Raw genomic sequence first — 21,830 nt, forward strand, 5'->3', positions numbered from 1 at the left:
TATAAAGGCAACACGCTTTTACATATGAAAATAAACTCCTTTTACACCGTAATACTCTTTTTTTCACTGTTAGTCTTAGCTGGGTGCAGAAAAGAGAACATGGAATTTATTGAAGCCCCAGAGGAAGAAACATTAACAAAAAGCTCAACGATTACTAACCTCATGAAAAATGTTACTAGTAATGATGGTTCTAAAGATAACATCTTAGATTCGGCTAACTGTTTTAATATTAATTTACCTATTGAAGTTACCGCCAATGGAACCAAAATTAATGTAACTGCCAAAGAAGACTATAAAATTGTTGAGTATATTTTTGATGAATCTGATGATGATATTGACGAGTTAAATATTACATACCCCATAACATTAACACTCAGCGATTTTACAGAAGTAACTATAAGTACTCCCAATGAATTAGCCAGTTATAAAACTACTTGCAAAGGTGAAAATGTGAAGGATGATGATATTGAATGTTTAGATTTTAATTATCCGATTACGGGTTCTATTGCAAATACTATTAGTGGTAACCTTGATAATATTTCTTTTTCTACCGATGAAGAATTGTTTCAATTTCTTGAAAATTTAAATAATACCGATTTAGTAGCATTGAATTTCCCTATCTCAGTCACTTTATTTGACAATACTCAAATTAACATTTTCAACTTTATCGATCTCGCCAGAGTTATCAGTATGTACAAGGATAGTTGTGATGAAGACGATGATTTTAACTATAATGATGACGATTGCGATGATTGTAACGTTACCGAATTGGCAGACATTTTAACAACATGTAATTCATGGACTGTTGATAAACTTAAACGTTATGGCAATGATCTAGATGATGTTTATGATGGCTATACCTTTAACTTTTACAGCAATGGAAATTTAGGTGTGTACTGGGGAGGAACCAGTGCTTATGGGACTTGGGTTGCTTCGGGTGAAGGAAACAACATTACGGTAACCATTAATGTACCTGGTTTAGATTATTGTAATGCAGATTGGAGACTACATGAAATAGCGGAATACACAGAAAACAAAATAGATTTAAGAGTTGGTTACAACAATAGATTAAGGTATAACAATGTTTGTGAGTAACTTAAAATATGCTAGTAATAACTTCTATGAAAAAGAAAAGTTTCATCATCTAAAAGCTACTAGATGAACTAGCACACTGCTTCGGCTGTAAAAGGCGAAGCAGTTTTAAAAAACTAAAATGAAAAAGAAACTAATCATTGCGCTAATTCCAATACTTATAGGTGTACTTATATACAACTACGTTTATAAGGATCACAGAGATATTGAAACTGAAAAAGCGGAATTCTCATTTACCTCAACAGAATTATCCAATGAATTTGCAGTTGCACCCTCAGATTCTGAAAAAAAATATTTAAATAAAACCATTGAAGTTAAGGGTGATGTTACAGAGGTAAATACCTCTAATATAGTTATTGATGGCAATATTTTTTGTCAGTTTTTAAATCCTATTAAAGATGAAATAAAAACAAATCAAAAATTAACCATCAAAGGCCGTTGCATAGGCTATGACGATTTGTTAGAAGAAATAAAACTAGATCAATGCAGTATAAAACCATGAAAATTAAAACTTTATTATCAACTATATTAATCAGTTTAAGTATGTTATTAGTAAATTCTCAAAATAACGTTTTCGATGTGTGCCGTAAGGGAACTTTAGACCAAATTGAAAAAATTTATAGCGAGGATCCAGATGCTATAAATAGACTAAATCCTGCCGGATATTCGCCACTAATTTTAGCTTGTTATCATGGAAATTTTAATGTAGTAAGGTTCCTAATAGATAAAGTAGATAATATTAATGGCACAAGTGAAGATGGCACTCCGCTCATGGCAGCAGTTGTAAAGCAAAATTTGAGCATTAGCAAAATACTAATAGAAAAAGGAGCTAATCCTAACATAGCAGATATAAATGGTACTACAGCTCTACATTACGCTGTACAGTTTAAAAACGTTAAAATATCCGAACTTTTAATTAACAATGGTGCTGATTACACCCTTAAAGACAACAATGGCAAAACCCCTTATGACCATGCACTACTTAGTAATAATCAAGAACTATTAAATCTTTTTAAAAACTGATCCTATGAAAAAAATTACACTAACATTATTTTTATGTCTGATAAGTTTGTGGTCTTTTGCTCAAACATTCTCAACAGGCACGGTCACGCTTTCAACAACTTCTGGATTAGAATATTCGGCACAAATTGATATTACATCAACCCAAGTTACATTAACACTTGTTGGACCAAGTGATAGATGGTTAGGATTAGGGTTTGGGGTAGATTCTATGACAAGTGGAGGGGATGTTGTTATTTTTGACGGTACAAATTTAACCGATAGAACTTTTCAAGGAATTGGTTCTTTACCTATTTTAGACTCTAATCAAGATTGGTCAATATCCTCTAATAACACAACTTCTGGAGTTAGAACTCTTGTTGCTACCAGAAGTTTAAATACCGGCGAAACCAACGATTACGTTTTTTCTACAAGTGATGCCTCTGTAGATTTAGTTTGGGCCAGAGGAGGTAGCTCTTCGTTTACCATTAGCAACCATGGAGGTGGTAACAGAGGAATACAAGGAAATAATGGCATAACACTTGGCGTAAATGATTTGGCTTCCAACAATTTTAAAATATTTCCAAACCCCACATCTACAAATCTCAATATAGAATCTTCAAACAGTTTTTTATCTGCCGAGGTAAAAATTTACAATGCTTTAGGTAAAGAAGTTCTTAATCAAAATATTTCGAAACTTGATGAATCTATAGATGTTTCCAGTTTAAGCAATGGGATTTATCTTATTAAATTAGTTGCTTTTGAAAAAGTAGAAACAAAACGATTTGTAAAACTTTAAACCTTTTAGTTATTATTAAAAAATGAAGAATTTATTCTACCTAATATATTTCGTCCCTTTAATCATCTTTTCTCAAGACGATTTGCTTTCTGAGATAGACACAAATACAACAGATAACTCCTATGAAACCGCAACATTTAAGGGTTTAAAAATTGTAAATTTTGAATCGACTAAATTAGTGGCAGATAAGGAGATGACTTTGGTAATTGCCCATAGGTTTGGAAGTTTAAAAAACGGTATAGATACGTTTTTTGGTCTGGATGATGCTGTTACCAGAATCAACTTTATTTACGGTATCAGTGATAACCTAAACATAAGTGTATCTAGAAGCTCTTTTCAAAAAATATACGAAGGTGCTATAAAATACAAATTGCTTAAGCAACAAAAAAACGGATTCCCTTTTACTATTGTTGGATTTAATTCAATTCTAATAAACACAGGGTTAGATGAAGCTAGTTATCCATTGCTAGAATTTAAACACCGTATTGGCTATACGACACAGGTATTAATTGCAAGAAAGTTTAACTCTAACCTGTCTTTAGAGTTGGCACCAACCGTATTTCATGACAATTTTGTTGTTGTAGACGAGCAGAATAACACACAATATGCTTTGGGACTTGGCGGGCGCTATAAACTTAGTAAACGTTGGTCTCTTAATGTAGATTATGGACTCCACTTTAACAGAGCCGACAATTCTCCTTTTAAAAACCCGTTATCCATTGGTGTAGATTTAGAAACTGGCGGGCATGTATTTCAAATGCATTTCACTAATGCAGAAGGCATGAATACCAACACCTTTCTTGGCCAGGGCTCTGGGGATTGGGCAGACGGAGACATATATTTTGGATTTAACTTAAGTAGAAGATTTTAATATAACCTAAAAACAATTATCTATGAAAATGAAACATTTAATTTATTGCCTAGGAATTTTAGTTCTAGTACTAACCTATGCATGTTCTAGCAGTAGTACTGATGATGTAAGCGATCCTGATCCTGACCCAGACCCAACTGGAAAACTAACATATGATGACGATGTTAAAAGCATAATAAGTAACAACTGTATTGGTTGCCACGGAGCTACACCTACAAACGGTGCGCCATTTTCTTTAACAACTTATGATAGTGTTAAAGATCGTATTAATGGTATCATTGGACGTATTAACAACGCTTCTAGCCCAATGCCTCCAAGCGGATTAATGGCACAAGGTTTGAGAGATGATATACAGCAGTGGAAGGACGACGGGCTATTAGAAAATTAAAATGAAGTATCTTATCTATATTATTGGCTTTATTAGTTTAGGCACTTTTGCCCAAACTAAATACTTAACAAAAACAGGAACAGTGTCGTTTGAAGCATCTGTACCTTCTTTTGAAGAGGTTAAGGCTACAAATAATTCGGTAACCGCTATTTTAAATTCGGAAAATGGTGAATTTGCTGCTTTAGTTTTAGTTAAGGGCTTTAGATTTAAAAATGCCTTAATGGAAGAGCATTTTAACGAAAACTATGCCGAATCTGACACCTACCCCAAAGCTACTTTTAAAGGAAAAATAAAGGACTTTGAAGTTTCTAAGCTAAGTTCAAAGGGTATCGTTTTTAATATAGATGGCAATTTAGTCTTTCATGGAAAAACACATAAGCTGGAGAACATTGAGACTCTTATTTCTATGGAAAATGGCTTGATTAAAATAACTGGAAATTTTAAAACTAAAGCCTCCTATTTTGATATTAAAATACCCAAAATAGTCAGAAACAAAGTAGCCGAAGATATTGAAGTTCAGCTAAATTTTGATTTAAAAAAGAAATAAAAAAAATGCCGCTTAAAGCGGCATTTTTTATAATATAATTACTTACTTAAGTACATTTTTCGTCTAGAATAAAGGTCGTAGAATTCATCATCCTTTAAGCTATCTATGAATAAGATACTTTCTCCTGTACTCTTCATTTCTGGCCCTAGGTTTTTATTTACGTTAGGGAATTTATTAAATGAGAATACTGGTTGCTTAATAGCATACCCTTCTAATTGCGGATTAAAGTTAAAGTCTTTTACTTTCTTCTCTCCTAACATTAGCTTAGTCGCATAATTTACATAAGGCTCTCCATAAGCTTTTGCAATAAATGGTACCGTTCTAGATGCTCTTGGGTTTGCTTCGATAATGTAAACTACATCATCTTTAACAGCAAACTGAATGTTTATTAAACCAACCGTATTAAGTGCTAAAGCAATCTTTTTAGTATGATCTTTAATTTGCTGCATAACAAACTCACCTAGGTTGAACGGAGGTAAGGTAGAGTTACTATCACCAGAGTGAATACCACAAGGCTCAATATGTTCCATTATTCCAATAATATAAACATCTTCACCGTCACAAATAGCATCTGCTTCAGCCTCTATAGCACCTTCTAAATAGTGGTCTAACAACAACTTATTATTAGGAATACTATGTAATAGGCTAACTACATGCTTTTCAAGTTCTTTTTCATTAATAACAATCTTCATTCCTTGTCCTCCTAATACGTAAGATGGTCTTACAAGAATAGGGAAATCTAATTCTTTAGCAACTTCTAGAGCTTCATCAGCAGTCTCCGCAGTATCAAATTTTGGATAAGGAATGTTATTCTCTTTTAACAGTGTAGAGAAACTTCCTCTATCTTCAGCTAAATCTAAAGATTCAAAGCTTGTTCCAATTATTTTAATACCATATCTATCTAATTTCTCAGCAAGCTTTAAAGCTGTTTGTCCACCTAACTGTACAATAACACCCTCTGGTTTCTCATGCTTTATAATATCATAGATATGTTCCCAGAACACTGGTTCAAAATATAACTTATCTGCTGTATCAAAATCTGTAGAAACTGTTTCTGGGTTACAGTTAATCATAATAGTTTCATAACCACATTCTGCAGCTGCTAATACACCGTGAACACAACAGTAATCAAACTCAATTCCTTGTCCAATTCTATTTGGTCCAGAACCTAAAACAATGATTTTCTTTTTATCAGACACCACACTTTCGTTATGAGAATAACGCTCACCACCTGCAAGCTCCATTTCACTTTCAAATGTAGAATAGTAGTACGGTGTTTTAGCCTCAAACTCAGCGGCACATGTATCAACTAATTTATAAACCCTGTTTATGTTTAGCTCTTCACGTTTATTATAAACTTCACTTTCTAAACAGCCTAACATATGGGCTATCTGTCTGTCTCCATACCCTTTTTGCTTAGCTTCTAATAAAAGAGGCTTTTCAATAGAGTCTATTTTAAATGTAGAAATTTCCTTTTCTAAGAAATATAGTTCTTCATATTGTCTTAAGAACCACATATCAATCTTAGTTATTTCGTGAATTCTACTTAACGGAATTCCCATTTTAATTGCATCATAAATGATAAATACACGATCCCAAGATGCAAATCTTAATTTCTCTATGATTTCGTCATAGTTTGTATTTTCTTTACCATCAGCTCCAAGTCCATTTCTCTTAATCTCAAGAGATTGTGTAGCCTTATGTAATGCTTCTTGGAAAGAACGTCCAATACCCATTACCTCACCTACAGCTTTCATTTGAAGTCCTAAAGTTCTATCGGAACCTTCAAACTTATCAAAATTCCAACGTGGTATTTTTACAATTACATAATCTAATGTAGGCTCAAATAAAGCTGATGTAGACTTAGTAATCTGATTGCTTAATTCGTCCAAATGATAACCCATAGCCAATTTAGCAGCAATTTTTGCAATAGGATAACCTGTTGCTTTACTTGCTAATGCCGATGAACGTGATACACGAGGATTAATTTCTATAGCAATAATCTCTTCTTGGTCATCTGGACTAACAGCAAACTGCACATTACATCCTCCAGCAAAATCACCAATACTGCGCATCATATGAATAGCCATATCACGCATTTTTTGATACGTAGTATCGCTTAATGTCATAGCCGGTGCCACGGTAATTGAATCTCCTGTATGGATTCCCATTGGATCCATGTTTTCAATAGAACATATAATTACAACGTTACCATTAGAATCTCTTAATAACTCAAGCTCATATTCTTTCCAACCTAGTAATGCTTTATCTATCATTACCTCATGAATTGGAGAAATCTCTAATCCTCTTCTTAAAAGTTCATCAAAATCTTTTTCATCATATACAATAGAAGCTCCAGCACCACCTAAAGTAAATGAAGAACGTATACATAATGGAAAACCAAACTCTTGTGCAATTTCTTTTCCTTTTAAGAAAGATGTTGCTGTAGCCTGAGGAGCCATACCAACACCAATTTTTCCCATTAATTCTCTAAACTGCTCTCTATCTTCTGTAATGTTAATAGCATCAATATTAACACCGATAAGCTCTACATTAAAATCTTTCCATATACCTTTTTCATCTGCTTCAATAGCTAAATTTAATGCAGTTTGTCCTCCCATTGTAGGTAAAACAGCATCAATTTGAGGGTGTTCTTTAAGAATCTTAATGATAGACTTTGTATTCAATGGCAACAAATACACGTGATCTGCCATTGAAGGATCAGTCATAATTGTTGCTGGATTGGAATTAATTAGAATAGTTTCTATCCCGTCTTCTCTTAGTGATCTTAATGCCTGTGAACCAGAATAATCAAACTCACACGCTTGCCCAATAATGATTGGACCCGAACCAATAATCAGTATAGATTTTAACTTAGGATTTTTTGGCATTTTTAAATAGTTTCTTGTTTAATTAATTATTTGCAAAAGTAGTGATTACGAAACATAAAAAAAGGCGTTACACTTAAGCAACACCTTTAATTTATAAACAATTGTTAATCATTATTTTTTATGTCTTGTTTCAGATGATACAGACAATTTTTTTCTTCCTTTAGCTCTTCTTCTAGCAAGAACTTTTCTTCCATTAGCAGAAGCCATTCTTTCTCTGAAACCATGTTTGTTTCTTCTCTTTCTTTTTGATGGTTGAAACGTTCTTTTACTCATGTCTTATATCTTTAAATATCTGAAATGTAATTTTTTAAACTCTTAGCCCTTGAACCTTGCTCAAAAACTGAGCGCAAATATACAACAGTTTTTCATATCACAAACTTATTTTATTAATATTTTTTATAGAAATTTTTAGTTTCTTTGCATTTCAAAACAAAAATGCTGTAAATACAGGCTTTTTACCTGTAAAAACTTTCAAAGTAAACTATGTACAACAAAATTATAAAACTTATTATAGCCGCAGGAATTATTGCTTATGCCATTTATCAAATAATTGAAGGCTACGTTGGCAATGGTATTGCATTAATTTTACTAGCTGGTGTATTTATCTTCCTGTACTTTAAAAACGAATTTATATTACTTGCGTTTTTAAGATTGCGTAAACAGGATTTTCCTGGGGCAAAAAAATGGTTAGATAAAATTAAAAATCCAGAAGGCGCATTAGTTAAAAAGCAACAAGGGTATTACAACTACCTACATGGACTAATGACTATGCAAGATAACATGAATGATTCTGAGAAATACTTTAGAAAAGCTATTAACTTAGGACTATCTATGAAACACGACTTGGCAATGGCTAAATTAAATCTTGCTGGTATTGCGTTTTCTAAGCGTAGAAAACAAGAGGCTCAAAAGCTTTTAAGTGAAGCTCAGAAATTAGATAAACATGGTATGCTAACAGATCAGATAAAAATGATGAAGCAGAACATGAAAAAAGCGGTTGGACCTAATCAGCATTTCGGTGCTGGTGGTTCTTTAAGATCTCAAAAAAGACGAAGTAGGTAATCAAACCATACATACACAAAATAAAAACCCCGAATTAAATTCGGGGTTTTTATTTTTATATTAAGATGCTGAAACAACAATTTCGTAATGCTTGCTATAAATCGTAATACCCTTCTTTAGGTATTTCAATTTCATACAGCTTTCTTGATTTATTATTAAGGTGCTTTTCTCTTAACCAAGGGTTATGAAGTTTCAATATTTTATAGTTTATTCCAAATTTCTGTGCAAATTTTGAGAAGTCTGTTACCGCAGTATCCACTTCAATCGTATAAGTCGGGATATAGGTGTATAAATCTTTTTCTCTAAAGTTGAAACCGTACTTATCGGGATTTGATAAAATTTCCTTTAAGGCTACTATTCTAAACAAATATCGTCCGGTTTCTTCTCCTAAAAGCAAGTCGTAATAATCAGTAACATTTTGCTCCTTTAGTCTTCTTGAAACACCAGCTTTTCCTGCATTGTAAGCGGCAGCTGCTAAGGTCCAAGACCCAAGACTTTCCTTAGCTTCTTTTAAATACTTACAAGCAACCTCGGTAGCTTTTTCTAAATGATAGCGCTCGTCTACATTAGTATTTACCTCTAAGCCATTCTCCTTACCTGTAGCCTTCATTATTTGCCAAACACCTCTTGCCCCTGCTGGTGAAACCGCATTGGTTAATCCGCTTTCAATAACTGCTAAATATTTAAAGTCATCTGGCACACCATGTTTCTCTAAAATTGGTTCAATAATAGGAAAGTACTTTCTAGAACGTTTAAACATTAAAAGGCCATTAGATTGCCAGTATGTATTTACCAACAACTCTCTATCCATACGTTCTAAAATATCTGGATTACTTAAAGGAACCGGTTCTCCTGCAAAATCTAAATCTTCAGGAACCTGAAGTGCATAAACGTTATAATCGTTTATTAATTTCTTTTCAAAATTTTCATCTGTAGGTGCATCTTGTAGGGCGTAAATAAATATAAAACACAAACTTAACAATCCTACGCACGCTAAAAGGCGTTCAACTATCTTCATTGTTATTAGGTTTTGGAATAAAAGTAACAAAAAACACCAATTATTCTAAAATAATTTCGGCTAAATGTTCATTAAACCACTTGTATTTATTGATAATCATAATATGCGTACCCTTTTCTATTATTTTACAAGAGCTTATGTTTTTTATTGGAAACACACTATCATTATCACCATGAATATGAATTACCCCCTCCGGAGGCTCTTTTTGACTCCAACCTATCATATTTTTTACAGCCCAATTTAAATACTTTTCATTATTAACCGATAAGTACTTCTTATACAGCTCTAAACGTTTTGTAAAATGCTTTCCAAAGGCATATTTTTCTAATAAATCTATTTTACTGGCCAAATGTGTTGGCAACAATTTATATACCCCTGTAGACTTTGCCAACTGCATATGTTTGGGTATCTCATCTTTAGATTTCACACTTGAAACCACAATTAACTTCCTGACAGTTATATGTTTACTCATTTCTTGAACAAGAACTCCTCCAAAAGAGACTCCCAATAAAACAACATTTTCGTGTTTAATATTTTGTGTCATTCTTAGGGCATAATTTGGCAAAGATTCATCTGCTAAAGGTTGTATCCATTCTAAATAATGAAGCTTAAATTTTTCTTCAGATAGTTTTATATGTTCAAAAATTAATGGACTAGCTGCCATACCTGGCATTAGATAAATATGTATTAAGTCTTGAGTCATAAGGCATTAACTTGCTTTTTTCTTTATAATAAGGTTTTTTTTTAGTACTTTTGCACCGCAATATAAACTAAGAATACTCGTAAGTATTTTATTTCTCCGCTAAAATTAAAAATTTATACATATGGCTGATGCTGCTGAATTAATAGATAATGATTTTTTACGCCAATTTGAATTTAAAGTTGATAATCATTTAGCTAAAATTGAATATTCTTTACAAGAGCGTAAAATATTTTTAACAAAACTTATAATTCCTGAAGAAATAAAGAGCGAAGACTTTAATAAAGAATTTATGGCTGCTGTTTTTGAACAGATTCAGGATAGAAACTTAAGCGTAGTTCCAACAAGTCCAGAAATTGCAAAATTTGTACGAAGCAACAGAAAATACAAACGTATGTTACCTGTTGGGGTTAGAATTTAAGTTTTAAAACATAGAACATAAGAAAAGCTGAAGTTTAGACTTCGGCTTTTTTTATATACCGTCGTACCAATCTGGGTAATCTTCAGATACTTTATCTAAAACAATCCCTGTTTGTTGTGACACCAATTGATCAGATGAATTCAAATAAAATGAACTTACTTTACTCCCTGTATTAACCTCAACAATTTCATTGGCTACCTTCCAAGAAATGTCTGTGTGGCCAGAAACCAATCGCCCTTCAGAATCTTCAACACTACTAACTTCTCCTCCGCCACCTTTTTTGGCAAAAATTAATTTGTAGTAATGCGTATCTCCTCCATCTATTGAGATATTTTCCCAAGTTCCGTAAATAGTTTGTGTAGTACTTACATCATCTTTAGAACAAGATGACATTACAACTAAAAGAATAAAAACGATAGTAGTTTTTAATAAATGTTTCATGATTTGGGGTCTTAACATTATGACGCCAAATGTAAGCTAGAGGGATAACACCTAAGAATTAAATCGACAAAGCGTTGGAAAATCGGCTTATTAGAATCTAAGCTAGAACTTTAGTAAAATTAAAACGTACCAAACCATCATCATCAATCTCTGTAAGCTCTACTTCGTGAAGTGTATTTATTAAAACCGGATTCCATGGTGTTTTTACCTTAACGTAGTTTTCAGTAAACCCATGAACATACCCTTCTTTGTTTTCACTTTCAAATAAAACAGTTCTGGTTGTTCCCAACTGACTTTCATAAAATGCCCTACGTTTCTTAACCGATAGTCCACGTAACATCTTACTTCGCTTACTTCTAACATTATTAGGTACAACGCCTTCCATTTCGGCAGCCTCCGTATTATCACGTTCAGAATAGGTAAATACATGTAGATACGAAATATCTAATTCATTTAAAAAGTTATAGGTCTCTAAAAAATGGTCATCGGTCTCTCCCGGAAACCCAACAATTACGTCTACCCCAATACAAGCATGAGGCATCACTTCTTTTATTTTTGCAACTCTATCAACATACAATTCACGCATATACCTGCGCTTCATCTTTTTTAGAATCTCGTTATGCCCACTTTGTAGTGGTACATGAAAATGAGGCACAAAAGCTCTAGATTTAGAAACTAAATCTATGGTTTCGTTCTTTAAAAGATTGGGCTCAATTGAAGAAATACGTAAACGTTCTATACCTTCAACTTTATCCAATTCGGTTACCAAATCTAAAAATGTATGCTCGTGTTTTTTATTACCAAACTCTCCCTTACCATAATCACCAATATTAACACCAGTAAGTACAATCTCCTTTATGTTTTTTGAAGAAATTTCTCTGGCATTTTTAAGCACGTTAGCCATGGTATCACTACGAGATATTCCTCGCGCCAAAGGAATGGTACAATAAGTACACTTATAATCACAACCATCCTGAACTTTCAAGAATGCTCTAGTTCTATCGCCTATAGAATATGACCCTACATAAAAATCGGCTTCTTCAATCTCACAAGAATGCACCTCGCCAAAATCATTTTTACTTAAATCATTTAAATAATCTGTGATTTTGAATTTTTCAGTGGCACCAAGTACTAAATCAACACCATTTACATCGGCTAACTGTTGCGGTTTTAATTGCGCATAACAACCAACTGCTGCTATAAAAGCCTTGTCATTTGCTTTTTGTGCTTGTTTTACAATAGTTTTAAAACGTTTATCCGCATTTTCGGTAACAGAACATGTATTTATTACATAAATATCTGCCTTTTCCGAAAAGTCTACCCTATCAAAACCTTCATTAGAAAAACTTCGAGCAATGGTAGATGTTTCAGAAAAATTAAGCTTACAGCCTAAGGTATAAAATGCTACTTTTTTATTCATCAACTATCTTTAAGTTTTATGCCTAAGTAAGAAAAGTAGTTAAATTCCTTGTTTTCTAACTTAAAAGCTTGCAAATTTACGTAATACTTACAAGTATTCCAATGTATTAACCCTTTACCCTCCTTAAATGACTAAATCTGAGCAACGGATAAAAGACGTTCATAATTTTCTTGAAAATAATGATCTCGTACTAGGTTACAGAAAATTAATGGACTGCGCCATGGATACTCAAAACATGACTATTTACAAGGCCGTTATTGAACTTACCGATTGGAAAGAAAAACATCCAGATGACAACAAAGGGCTCATCTCTAGGAGTAAATCTATCTTAGAACAAATTTCTAAATTTCCAATTGATGAATACGCAAACGATTCTTCTGTTGTAGTAGGTAAAAACTTAATAAAAAGCTATGGAAAAAACAGGTTTGCGTTAGGTCCCGTTTCTATTGGAATAAAAAAGGGACAAGTCTATGGTTTAGTTGGAGAAAATGGTAATGGAAAAACAACACTGCTAAGGCTATTAGCCAAAGAACTTAGATTAAATCAAGGCACACTAGACTATAATTTGGATTCTGAAATTAATAATGAATACGATTTAAGAACCCGATTAGTTTATATACCGCAACGTACAAAAAAATGGTATGGTAGCTTAAAAGATAATTTAAAGTTTGTGCTTTCTAACTATGGTATTTCGCCTGAAGAAAATGAAACCAGAGTTCTTATGATGATTGCCAGATTAGGACTTTGGAACTATAAACATTTAAAGTGGCGCGAGTTATCGTCTGGTTATAAAATGCGATTTGAACTAGCCAGAACCCTGCTAAGACAACCAGAAATATTATTACTAGACGAACCTCTTGCTAATCTAGATGTACTTGCGCAACAAGTGATCTTAGAAGATCTTAAATCTATTTGTAATTCTTTAAATAATCCGATTGCGTTAATTTTAAGTTCGCAACAATTATATGAGGTAGAAAAGGTTTCAGATAAGGTAATTTTCTTAAAAAATGGTAAGTATACTGACAATAGTGAAAATACAGATGAAACCTCTAACAGCTTAATTATTGAAATTGAAACTAATTCAGAAAGAGATGCCCTTAAAACATCTCTTGCACATCTAAATCTAGAAAAACTAGTATTTAATGGCGGTATTTATATTGCTTACTTCAATTCTGAAACTACGTTTGCTTCTGTTCTAGAAGTCCTTGGCAAAAGCAACATTGAGGTTGTATATACCCGAAACATTTCAAAATCTACAAGACGTTTCTTTGTATCTTAATTCTACCTAAATGAAAAAATTCATCACAAAAACCAATGCATTCTTAATAGAAAAATTTCCAAATATCTGGAATACAAAAATTGTTTGGGTATTACTTGTAAGTATAATTCTTCATGGTATCTTCTTCATTTTTGGGTTACTAACTTTCACTAATCCAGAGTCCTTGCATGACATGCGTGCAAAAGATATTTATTTTGAAAACGGTACCATCTTTATGAATATCATCCTATTCATAATTATAATTGTTGTTTGGCTGTCCTACCTGTTTAAAAATAATGCATTTAAAAGCTTATATCCCTTAAAAAGAAAACACCTTTTTGGGCATTTGTTAATGTATATACTTATAGTGTTTTGCACCTCAAGTTTTTATATTTCATATAACTACGGACTTAAAACCTATATCAGCTTTACATATGAAGATGAAAAAGTTATAGATGAAGTCTTAAAGTCTAATAAAGCTGCCCTTTTCTTTTCTCATAAATTAGAAGATTATACGCTAGAAGAACGTAAATATCCTGCGCCGTTTGATACGCTTTATTGTTCTCATGTAGCACCCAAAAATTTGGATGAAATAGAATATATAGATGATAATTACGAAATTGTAGAAAAAAAGGTAGACTCTTCCCTTCCTCACCTTAGTTTTTTCGATGAGAAATATTACTACTATACACTTTATACTAAAACAGGATCAAGCAAACAAGAAGCCTTTAATTCTGAATTCAAAGGATACGTTTATTATAGAACCAAAGACACTATAAGAACTTACTACTATAAAGACAAAGTTTTTGACATTACCACTGTAGAAACTTCTGCACTACCAAGTTATTACAACTATTCATCAAGGTTCTATAGATTGAATGAAGATTCCAATGCAAGAAATTATTATCGTATTTCCTCCACCAATCCGTATACATATAATGAAGGACGAGAAATCTTAGATAAAAAAGTATTTTGGAATAAAGAAGCCTATGACTTATTGCAAAGAAATAACCCTAAAGAAATAAAGCAAACCTTAACAGACCTTTTAGCTATTTGTGATACTTACAAAGTAAAACACAACCTAACTCCGGATACATGGTTTAGTCTTGTTTATCATCCTGAAGACTTTAAACTAAAAGCTTTAATTAGAGAGGAACCAAAAGAGGAATTTGCATATTTTAATAATGCTAATAAAACAGAACTAGAAACCTTTAAAGAGAATCTTCTAACTGATTATTTTATTGAAACTGATAAATTATATAACCTCTTTGATAATGTTGAAGACATAAAAGAAAGCACCCCGTTTTCGGATAGCATCCATGTCTATTTATGGCTATCCTTTGTTATTTCGGCCATGATTTTAATGTTTAGAACAACAGGATTAAAGACCTTCATTCTTACCATAGTTACAGCCGGCGTAGTGTCCATATTTATTGGGCTGTCAGCTACTGTTTATGACCATATAATGAAATACCCAAATAGAAACACAGAATATTTTGTTACATATCTATCATTAATCATTACAATAGTTATACTTCTTGTACCCATTTTGTTCTCACAGAAGCTTAAAAAGATAATTGTTGGCATATGCGTAAATCTTTCTTTAGTAAGCTTTATGGCATTTATATTATTAGTAATGGGGTTAATCTCCATTTACCAAAATGATTACTGTCGTAGTACTGAAATTAGACCCTGTGATACCATTTGGGATGTCTTTGGTATTTACTGGAGTCCCATATTATTTATTATTAACTTAATAATTCTCTACTTTTACACCAAAGTAATTAAAAACTGGAAAGCGTTACCGGAAGCTTAAAAGAGATGAGTTAATAATGATTATAACCGTAGTATTGAGGCAAAGATTTCTTTATTATTTATGCATTTGTGTTTTGTTTTTTTCCTGCGGAAAAGACCTTAACTCTAATAAAGACCATTTGGTATTTAGGTATAATGAATACGCTAACATAAACACCTTAGACCCTGCATTTTCAAGGACGTTACAGGACAATTCTATAAATAACCAGCTGTTTAACGGATTGGTTCAGTTAGATGATAAACTAAATATTGAACCGTGTATTGCTAAAAGCTGGGTGATTTCCGAAGATGCACTTAGCTATACCTTCAATCTTAGAAATGATGTGCTTTTTCATAAGCATAGCTTATTCGGACAAGACTCAACAAGAACAGTTCTGGCTAAAGATTTTGAGTATAGCTTAAATCGCCTACGAGACAAAAAAGTTGCCGCCCCTGGAAGTTGGGTTCTAAATAAAGTTAATGATTTTAAAGCGCTAAATGACACCATTTTTGAGATTAGATTAAAACAGCCATTCCCTGCTTTTATTAGTTTATTAGCCATGAAATACTGTTCGGTTGTACCGCAAGAAATCGTAGAATATTATGGGAACGATTTTAGATCAAATCCAATTGGAACAGGGCCTTTTAAATTTAAACGCTGGGAGGAAAACATTAAATTAGTGCTTAGAAGAAATGAAAATTACTTTGAGAAAGATAAAAATGGAAATCAACTTCCATATTTAGAAGCGGTTGCTTTAACTTTTTTACCCGATAAGCAAAGTGAGTTTTTACAATTTGCACAAGGTAATATTGATTATTTACAGAGTTTAGATGCATCATACAAAGATGAATTACTTACGGCAGATGGTAGATTAAGAGAAAAATATAAGTCTACCACAAATATGACTACGGGCCCTTACTTAAATACAGAATACTTAGGGTTTTATTTAGATTCCGAAACACCAGAAATTCAATCTAAACTCATTAGAAAAGCTATTAACTATGGCTTTAATAGAAAAAAAATGATGATGTACCTTAGAAATGGTATTGGTAATCCCGCTAATGGAGGATTCATACCTATTGGACTAGAAGGTTACAAAAAAACAAATGGTTTTAACTATCAGCCAGAAAAAGCAAAGCAACTTATTGAACAATTCAAAAAAGAAAGCGGCATTAAGTCTCCTAAAATAGATCTTGTTACCACAAGTAATTATTTGGATTTATGTGAATTCATTCAACGAGAACTCGAAAAAGTAGGTCTAACTATTAATGTTGATGTTATGCCAGAAGCTGCTTTACGCAGTGCCAGATATAATGGCAAAGTAGATATGTTTAGAAGCTCTTGGGTAGCCGATTACTTAGATGCAGAAAATTACTTATCCATTTTTTACAGTAAAAACTTTGCACCCAATGGCTCTAACTATTTTCATTTTAAAAATAACACTGTTGATAGTTTATACAATAAAGCCTTTACAATAACAGATATTAACGAACGGAAGCATTTATACACTACTATAGATTCTTTAGCAATGGATAACGCCATTATGGTTCCCTTATATTATGATGAAGTAGTAAGGTTTACTAGAAAAAACGTTTCAGGATTAGGAATAAACCCAATTAACATGATAGATTTAAAACGTGTTAAAAAGCTAAAAGAATGAGTACACTCAACAAACTTATTCTAGAAAAAGAAGAAACAGAGCGCCTGATTTTCCGACCTGTAACCAAATCTGATTTTAGTATATGGTTGGAATTCTTCAAAACCCCAATAACCTCTTTATATTGGGAAGCTGAATCCGAATCCCCAGATATTGAATGCACCAAATGGTATGAAAAACAATTTTATAGATATGAAAACAATTTAGGCGGTATGAACGCCCTAATTGAAAAGTCCTCTGGAAGACTAATTGGACATTGCGGTTTGCTAATTCAAAATGTAGATGGCATTGCAGAAACGGAAATTGGCTATTCCTTACTTCCTGAGTTCTGGCATAAAGGGTATGCCACAGAAGCTGCTAAAAAATGTAAAGATTTTGCATTTAAAAATAATCTAACTACATCCTTAATATCGATTATCAGTCTTACCAATAAACCTTCGGAAAATGTGGCCTTAAAAAACGGCATGCATATAGATAAAACCACAGTTTATAATAAGAATAAGGTAAATATTTTTAGAATAAACAGAACGGAATGGTAAAACACCAGTAGCTAAATAATGTGAAATAAACATATTAAGAACTGATAATCCAAACTTTACACGTAACAATCAAATTGAAATTGTCATTCCGAACGAGGAACGAGGAGGAATCTCACTCGAATAAGATATCTCGTCGCTCATGCTTCGCTCTGTCGATATGACAAAGAACTATTTTAAGTATTATTGCCGCGATTTGTTAGTTGAAATTTAAATCGAACTCACGTTAAATATTTTCTTCTGGAGACCTACCGATATCATCAATTTCGGCTGTATTAACCATCACTTTCTTTTTCCATTTCTTTTCAAGAAGTATATAAAAGCCATAAACACTAATTAGTCCTGAAGGAAGTCCTATTAATAAATTAACCTTAAATGTATTATCCCAATCTATTCCCCAATAAAAAACGAATAAATCTAAAACTCCAATCAATATTCCAACCACAAAACCAGCTGCATAATAAATAACTACACCCAAAATTGCATAGAGCCATTTATTTTCATTATGCTCATCCGCTAAATCATAAAAGCGTTTACCTATAAAATAGATTAAAATTAACCCTAACATATATTTAATTTTTGTTTTATGGATTGAACAATACTAGAACCGCAGGAATATTAGAAAACATGAAAAAATCTCACCAAAGCAATATTCATCAAATCCTATTCTCTCCTATATTTTTTCGTTTCTTCAAATACGAATTCTAGTATTTTCTGATCTTCTTCGGTAAAGTCAACCTTCCTTCTAGCCATAACTACTTTAGCGACTTCAAAAGCCTTCTTCGTTAAATAGGTTGTAAAACCACTATTTCCGCCCCAACTAAAACTAGGCACAAAATTTCTAGGGAATCCACTACCAAAAATATTTGAACTTACACCTACAACAGTACCCGTGTTAAACATTGTATTAATACCTGCCTTACTATGATCTCCCATCATTAGGCCGCAAAACTGCAACCCTGTTTTGGCAAAACCTTCTGTTTGATAATCCCATAAACGTACTTGAGCATAGTTATTCTTTAAGTTGGAGGTATTTGTATCGGCACCTAAATTGCACCATTCCCCAAGCACAGAGTTACCTAAAAAGCCATCATGACCTTTGTTAGAATATCCAAAAATAACAGAGTTACTAATCTCTCCGCCAACCTTTGAGAAAGGCCCTATAGTTGTTGGACCATAAATTTTACCAGCCATTTTAACAACAGCATTATCGCATAGGGCAAAAGGGCCTCTTATCATACTACCTTCCATAATTTCGGCATCTTTACCAATGTAAATTGGCCCATTAGTAGCATTTAAAGAACACAATGGTAATACAGCACCTTCTTCGATGAAAATATTTTCAGAATGAAAAGCAACCGTTGTTTCTGGTATAGGTTGCGATGTTCTATCCTTAGTAATTAAATTAAAATCCTCTTGAATGGCTTCTCCATTCTTTGCAAAAATATCCCAAGTATTTTCAAGTTTTAAACAATCCTCATGGAATTCTAAAGCCTCATAAGTATCAAAATCTATATCTTCTTGAGTATCTTTAGTAAAGAAAGCAATAACATCTTCTCCTTTAAAAATTGCTTGATTTTCCTGTAAATTCTTTACCATCTCTACCAATTCAAAATTTGGAAGATACGAACCGTTAATCATAACATTAGAGTCCTTCTCTACCATAGGGTACTTCTCAGATAAATAATCTTCGGTAACCGTAGTTGTGGTGGTATTTAAATATTTCTCCCATTTTTCTCTAATGGTTAAAATACCAACTCTAATATCTGCTACAGGGCGTGTATATGTAAAGGGTAAAAGATTGTTTCTTGAAGGGCCGTCAAAAAGAATATAGTTCATTTTTAAAGTTAGAAGTTAGAGGTTACACCTTAGAAGTTTACCACTCCCAACGTGCAACTGTAGTTCAACATCAAATGTAGCTTAAAAGTATAAAACAAAAAAGCCTTTCTTATTCAGAAAGGCTTACAAATATTATTATATAGTTAAGTTTATTTTTTAAACTTAGCGTATTTAGTTTTGAATTTATCAATACGTCCTGCTGTATCTACTAATTTAGATTTACCAGTGTAGTATGGGTGCGATGTTCTTGAAATCTCCATTTTTACAAGCGGATACTCAACACCATCAACCTCAAGAGTTTCATTAGTTACTGCAGTAGACTTTGTTAAGAACACATCATCATTAGACATATCTTTAAATGCCACTAATCTATAATTTTCTGGGTGTATACCTTTTTTCATCGCTTTAATCTTTAAAGTCTTTAATTTTTCGAGGTGCAAATTTAAGCATTTTTTACAATTTCACAATTATTTTTTATAATTTTTATTTCAAATTTTGGTGTAACATTTTAATAATTTTGAATACTAACCTTTTCAACTAACATTTAACACAAATATTATGGAAAAATCTTTTAAATCTGTCGCAACAAATTATGGACTCTATGCAGCTCTGGCTTTAACTCTATTAACCGTTATTGCTTATGCTTTTAATGTTGAACTTTTCCTTAACACTATGTTTGGAATTTCATATTACATTATAGCCATTGTATTCGCTATAATTTCAATTGTTAAAGCAAAAAAGCTTCTTGGCGGTTTTATTAGTTTCAAACAAGCATTTACAAGCTACTTTATAACCATTTTAATAGCATTTGCTGTAGTGACATTAGTTTCTTTTATAATTTTCAACTTTGTTGATGCAGAAGCAGCAGCGGTTTTACAAGAAAAGTCTATTGAAAAAATGGTTAAGGTTTATGAAAGAATGAATTTGGCTCCCGATAAAATTGCCGAAATAGTAGAAGGCATGGAATCTCAAAATCTATTTTCCTTAAAAAACTCCTTAATTTCCTTAGTTGTTAACTATATTCTACCAACTACAATTGTTGGACTTATAGTGGCAGCAGTAATGAAAAAAAATAATCCAGACGCAGAATAAATTCATTATTTTTGAACTTTCCTAAAGTTTAAAACTATTAAATGAATATATCTGTAGTTATACCACTACTAAACGAGCAAGACTCTTTAAAAGAATTACATGATTGGATTGCAAAAGTTATGCAATCCAATCATTTTTCTTATGAAATCATTTTTATTGATGATGGCAGTACAGATAATTCATGGCAAGTAATCTCTGATTTAAATACCCAAAACGATACCGTAAAAGGCATTCGATTTTTAAAGAACTTTGGCAAATCTCAAGCACTTCATGCCGGATTTAAAAAAGCGCAAGGCGATGTTGTTATTACAATGGATGCCGATTTACAAGATAGTCCAGATGAAATTCCTGAATTATACAATATGATTGTTAATGACGGTTATGATCTAGTTTCTGGTTGGAAAAAAAAGCGCTATGATTCTATAATCGCCAAAAACCTACCTTCAAAGCTATTTAATTGGGCTGCCAGAAGAACTTCTGGAGTTAAGCTTCATGATTTTAATTGCGGCTTAAAAGCCTATAAAAACTTAGTGGTTAAGAATGTTGACGTTCATGGTGAAATGCATCGTTATATTCCAGTATTGTCAAAGAATGCTGGTTTCACCAAAATAGGAGAAAAAGTTGTGCAACATCAAGCCAGAAAATATGGTGAAACCAAATTTGGTATGAATCGCTTTATACATGGTTTTCTAGATTTAATTACTATTTGGTTTATTTCAAGGTTTGGAAGACAACCCATGCATTTATTTGGAGCACTAGGAGTTATTATGTTTATGATTGGTTTTGGGTTTTCCATCTATCTAGGTATAGATAAACTTTACCTGAACACAACGGGAAGGCTGATAACCGAACGTCCTCAATTTTATATTGCACTTTCTACAATGATTATTGGTACGCAATTCTTTGTAGCTGGTTTTTTAGGAGAAATCATTTTACGTACAAAACGCAATAAAGAACGTTACTTAATTAAAGACGAATTAAATTTTTAATACTATTTCGTTTTC

The 21,830-nt window shown here is 32.5% G+C and carries 24 protein-coding genes; 15 read left to right on the forward strand and 9 right to left on the reverse strand.

Annotated features, from left to right (window positions below):
- The first annotated feature begins 24 nt into the window (after positions 1-24).
- The 7 genes from FUA24_RS02070 to FUA24_RS02100 all read left to right on the forward strand — a co-directional run bounded on the left by FUA24_RS02070 (position 25) and on the right by FUA24_RS02100 (position 4,696).
- A complete protein-coding gene (locus tag FUA24_RS02070) occupies positions 25-1,095 on the forward strand; it encodes a hypothetical protein (RefSeq protein ID WP_148539848.1) in 1,071 nt (356 codons plus the stop codon).
- Positions 1,096-1,213: 118 nt separating this feature from the next.
- On the forward strand, positions 1,214-1,594 hold the full coding sequence (locus FUA24_RS02075; protein WP_148539849.1) for an OB-fold protein: 381 nt from the start codon (positions 1,214-1,216) through the stop codon (positions 1,592-1,594).
- A 41-nt stretch (positions 1,595-1,635) separates the two neighbouring features.
- Entirely contained in the window at positions 1,636-2,115 is a 480-nt protein-coding gene (locus FUA24_RS02080; RefSeq protein WP_187388133.1) for an ankyrin repeat domain-containing protein, read from the forward strand.
- Between the two features lie 4 nt (positions 2,116-2,119).
- Entirely contained in the window at positions 2,120-2,890 is a 771-nt protein-coding gene (locus tag FUA24_RS02085) for a T9SS type A sorting domain-containing protein (protein WP_148539851.1), read from the forward strand.
- A gap of 22 nt (positions 2,891-2,912) precedes the next feature.
- Entirely contained in the window at positions 2,913-3,761 is an 849-nt protein-coding gene (locus FUA24_RS02090; RefSeq protein WP_148539852.1) for a DUF5777 family beta-barrel protein, read from the forward strand.
- 28 nt (positions 3,762-3,789) lie between these two features.
- Complete coding sequence (locus FUA24_RS02095; RefSeq protein ID WP_246146926.1) at positions 3,790-4,149, forward strand: hypothetical protein; 360 nt, start codon at positions 3,790-3,792, stop codon at positions 4,147-4,149.
- A gap of 1 nt (position 4,150) precedes the next feature.
- Positions 4,151-4,696, forward strand: a complete 546-nt coding sequence (locus FUA24_RS02100) for a YceI family protein (protein ID WP_148539854.1) — start codon at positions 4,151-4,153, stop codon at positions 4,694-4,696.
- A 38-nt stretch (positions 4,697-4,734) separates the two neighbouring features.
- Here FUA24_RS02100 and carB read toward each other — a convergent pair whose 3' ends face one another.
- On the reverse strand, positions 4,735-7,587 hold the full coding sequence (gene carB / locus FUA24_RS02105) for a carbamoyl-phosphate synthase large subunit (RefSeq protein ID WP_148539855.1): 2,853 nt from the start codon (positions 7,585-7,587) through the stop codon (positions 4,735-4,737).
- 111 nt (positions 7,588-7,698) lie between these two features.
- Positions 7,699-7,860, reverse strand: coding sequence for a 50S ribosomal protein L34 (rpmH, locus tag FUA24_RS02110; RefSeq protein ID WP_027878648.1), 162 nt, complete (start codon positions 7,858-7,860; stop codon positions 7,699-7,701).
- A 210-nt stretch (positions 7,861-8,070) separates the two neighbouring features.
- On the opposite strand from rpmH, the gene FUA24_RS02115 reads away from it, so the two are divergent.
- Positions 8,071-8,649 carry a DUF2892 domain-containing protein gene (locus FUA24_RS02115; RefSeq protein WP_148539856.1) on the forward strand — a complete coding sequence of 193 codons (579 nt, stop codon included), beginning with the start codon at positions 8,071-8,073 and terminating at the stop codon, positions 8,647-8,649.
- A 94-nt stretch (positions 8,650-8,743) separates the two neighbouring features.
- On the opposite strand, the gene FUA24_RS02120 is transcribed toward FUA24_RS02115, so the two are convergent.
- Both FUA24_RS02120 and FUA24_RS02125 read right to left on the reverse strand, forming a co-directional pair.
- Entirely contained in the window at positions 8,744-9,667 is a 924-nt protein-coding gene (locus FUA24_RS02120; RefSeq protein ID WP_148539857.1) for a lytic transglycosylase domain-containing protein, read from the reverse strand.
- Positions 9,668-9,707: 40 nt separating this feature from the next.
- On the reverse strand, positions 9,708-10,370 hold the full coding sequence (locus FUA24_RS02125) for an alpha/beta hydrolase (protein WP_148539858.1): 663 nt from the start codon (positions 10,368-10,370) through the stop codon (positions 9,708-9,710).
- Between the two features lie 121 nt (positions 10,371-10,491).
- On the opposite strand from FUA24_RS02125, the gene FUA24_RS02130 reads away from it, so the two are divergent.
- On the forward strand, positions 10,492-10,788 hold the full coding sequence (locus FUA24_RS02130; protein ID WP_148539859.1) for an N-acetyltransferase: 297 nt from the start codon (positions 10,492-10,494) through the stop codon (positions 10,786-10,788).
- 51 nt (positions 10,789-10,839) lie between these two features.
- On the opposite strand, the gene FUA24_RS02135 is transcribed toward FUA24_RS02130, so the two are convergent.
- Positions 10,840-11,229 (reverse strand): hypothetical protein, encoded by a 390-nt coding sequence (locus tag FUA24_RS02135; protein WP_148539860.1) that lies wholly within the window; start codon positions 11,227-11,229, stop codon positions 10,840-10,842.
- Positions 11,230-11,326: 97 nt separating this feature from the next.
- Positions 11,327-12,649, reverse strand: coding sequence for a tRNA (N(6)-L-threonylcarbamoyladenosine(37)-C(2))-methylthiotransferase MtaB (gene mtaB / locus FUA24_RS02140; RefSeq protein ID WP_148539861.1), 1,323 nt, complete (start codon positions 12,647-12,649; stop codon positions 11,327-11,329).
- Positions 12,650-12,884: 235 nt separating this feature from the next.
- Here mtaB and FUA24_RS02145 point away from each other — a divergent pair, with 235 nt between their 5' ends.
- From FUA24_RS02145 to FUA24_RS02160, 4 genes are read left to right on the forward strand one after another with little or no spacing between them, the layout of a single operon-like run.
- Entirely contained in the window at positions 12,885-13,928 is a 1,044-nt protein-coding gene (locus FUA24_RS02145; protein WP_449441415.1) for an ABC transporter ATP-binding protein, read from the forward strand.
- 10 nt (positions 13,929-13,938) lie between these two features.
- Complete coding sequence (locus FUA24_RS02150) at positions 13,939-15,723, forward strand: hypothetical protein (protein WP_148539863.1); 1,785 nt, start codon at positions 13,939-13,941, stop codon at positions 15,721-15,723.
- A 16-nt stretch (positions 15,724-15,739) separates the two neighbouring features.
- Positions 15,740-17,362: an ABC transporter substrate-binding protein gene (locus FUA24_RS02155; protein ID WP_148539864.1), complete on the forward strand. Its 1,623-nt coding sequence runs from the start codon at positions 15,740-15,742 to the stop codon at positions 17,360-17,362.
- Positions 17,359-17,898, forward strand: coding sequence for a GNAT family N-acetyltransferase (locus tag FUA24_RS02160; RefSeq protein ID WP_148539865.1), 540 nt, complete (start codon positions 17,359-17,361; stop codon positions 17,896-17,898). Before FUA24_RS02155 ends, FUA24_RS02160 begins: the two co-directional genes overlap by 4 nt.
- Positions 17,899-18,121: 223 nt before the next feature.
- Here the strand turns inward: FUA24_RS02160 and FUA24_RS02165 are convergent, their stop codons facing one another.
- The 3 genes from FUA24_RS02165 to FUA24_RS02175 form a co-directional block, all read right to left on the reverse strand.
- Positions 18,122-18,463, reverse strand: coding sequence for a hypothetical protein (locus FUA24_RS02165; protein WP_148539866.1), 342 nt, complete (start codon positions 18,461-18,463; stop codon positions 18,122-18,124).
- Positions 18,464-18,558: 95 nt separating this feature from the next.
- Complete coding sequence (locus FUA24_RS02170) at positions 18,559-19,734, reverse strand: GlmU family protein (protein ID WP_148539867.1); 1,176 nt, start codon at positions 19,732-19,734, stop codon at positions 18,559-18,561.
- Between the two features lie 149 nt (positions 19,735-19,883).
- Positions 19,884-20,135 carry a type B 50S ribosomal protein L31 gene (locus FUA24_RS02175; RefSeq protein ID WP_148539868.1) on the reverse strand — a complete coding sequence of 84 codons (252 nt, stop codon included), beginning with the start codon at positions 20,133-20,135 and terminating at the stop codon, positions 19,884-19,886.
- Between the two features lie 157 nt (positions 20,136-20,292).
- Between FUA24_RS02175 and FUA24_RS02180 the strand changes: the two genes are divergently transcribed.
- On the forward strand, positions 20,293-20,826 hold the full coding sequence (locus FUA24_RS02180; RefSeq protein WP_148539869.1) for a DUF4199 domain-containing protein: 534 nt from the start codon (positions 20,293-20,295) through the stop codon (positions 20,824-20,826).
- 41 nt (positions 20,827-20,867) lie between these two features.
- Positions 20,868-21,815: a glycosyltransferase family 2 protein gene (locus FUA24_RS02185; RefSeq protein ID WP_148539870.1), complete on the forward strand. Its 948-nt coding sequence runs from the start codon at positions 20,868-20,870 to the stop codon at positions 21,813-21,815.
- The last annotated feature ends 15 nt before the right edge of the window (positions 21,816-21,830 follow it).

It is taken from the genome of Seonamhaeicola marinus (genome assembly GCF_008085455.1).

Coding starts and splice junctions, on each gene's coding strand:
- FUA24_RS02135 (WP_148539860.1), bottom strand. CDS start 11,229: ATGAAACATTTATTAAAAACTACTATCGTTTTTATTCTTTTAGTTGTA.
- FUA24_RS02070 (WP_148539848.1), top strand. CDS start 25: ATGAAAATAAACTCCTTTTACACCGTAATACTCTTTTTTTCACTGTTA.
- FUA24_RS02130 (WP_148539859.1), top strand. CDS start 10,492: ATGGCTGATGCTGCTGAATTAATAGATAATGATTTTTTACGCCAATTT.
- FUA24_RS02125 (WP_148539858.1), bottom strand. CDS start 10,370: ATGACTCAAGACTTAATACATATTTATCTAATGCCAGGTATGGCAGCT.
- FUA24_RS02175 (WP_148539868.1), bottom strand. CDS start 20,135: ATGAAAAAAGGTATACACCCAGAAAATTATAGATTAGTGGCATTTAAA.
- FUA24_RS02185 (WP_148539870.1), top strand. CDS start 20,868: ATGAATATATCTGTAGTTATACCACTACTAAACGAGCAAGACTCTTTA.
- FUA24_RS02160 (WP_148539865.1), top strand. CDS start 17,359: ATGAGTACACTCAACAAACTTATTCTAGAAAAAGAAGAAACAGAGCGC.
- FUA24_RS02155 (WP_148539864.1), top strand. CDS start 15,740: ATGATTATAACCGTAGTATTGAGGCAAAGATTTCTTTATTATTTATGC.
- FUA24_RS02120 (WP_148539857.1), bottom strand. CDS start 9,667: ATGAAGATAGTTGAACGCCTTTTAGCGTGCGTAGGATTGTTAAGTTTG.
- FUA24_RS02090 (WP_148539852.1), top strand. CDS start 2,913: ATGAAGAATTTATTCTACCTAATATATTTCGTCCCTTTAATCATCTTT.
- FUA24_RS02075 (WP_148539849.1), top strand. CDS start 1,214: ATGAAAAAGAAACTAATCATTGCGCTAATTCCAATACTTATAGGTGTA.
- FUA24_RS02095 (WP_246146926.1), top strand. CDS start 3,790: ATGAAACATTTAATTTATTGCCTAGGAATTTTAGTTCTAGTACTAACC.
- rpmH (WP_027878648.1), bottom strand. CDS start 7,860: ATGAGTAAAAGAACGTTTCAACCATCAAAAAGAAAGAGAAGAAACAAA.
- carB (WP_148539855.1), bottom strand. CDS start 7,587: ATGCCAAAAAATCCTAAGTTAAAATCTATACTGATTATTGGTTCGGGT.
- FUA24_RS02115 (WP_148539856.1), top strand. CDS start 8,071: ATGTACAACAAAATTATAAAACTTATTATAGCCGCAGGAATTATTGCT.
- FUA24_RS02145 (WP_449441415.1), top strand. CDS start 12,885: ATGACTATTTACAAGGCCGTTATTGAACTTACCGATTGGAAAGAAAAA.
- FUA24_RS02085 (WP_148539851.1), top strand. CDS start 2,120: ATGAAAAAAATTACACTAACATTATTTTTATGTCTGATAAGTTTGTGG.
- FUA24_RS02180 (WP_148539869.1), top strand. CDS start 20,293: ATGGAAAAATCTTTTAAATCTGTCGCAACAAATTATGGACTCTATGCA.
- FUA24_RS02150 (WP_148539863.1), top strand. CDS start 13,939: ATGAAAAAATTCATCACAAAAACCAATGCATTCTTAATAGAAAAATTT.
- FUA24_RS02100 (WP_148539854.1), top strand. CDS start 4,151: ATGAAGTATCTTATCTATATTATTGGCTTTATTAGTTTAGGCACTTTT.
- FUA24_RS02080 (WP_187388133.1), top strand. CDS start 1,636: ATGTTATTAGTAAATTCTCAAAATAACGTTTTCGATGTGTGCCGTAAG.
- mtaB (WP_148539861.1), bottom strand. CDS start 12,649: ATGAATAAAAAAGTAGCATTTTATACCTTAGGCTGTAAGCTTAATTTT.
- FUA24_RS02165 (WP_148539866.1), bottom strand. CDS start 18,463: ATGTTAGGGTTAATTTTAATCTATTTTATAGGTAAACGCTTTTATGAT.
- FUA24_RS02170 (WP_148539867.1), bottom strand. CDS start 19,734: ATGAACTATATTCTTTTTGACGGCCCTTCAAGAAACAATCTTTTACCC.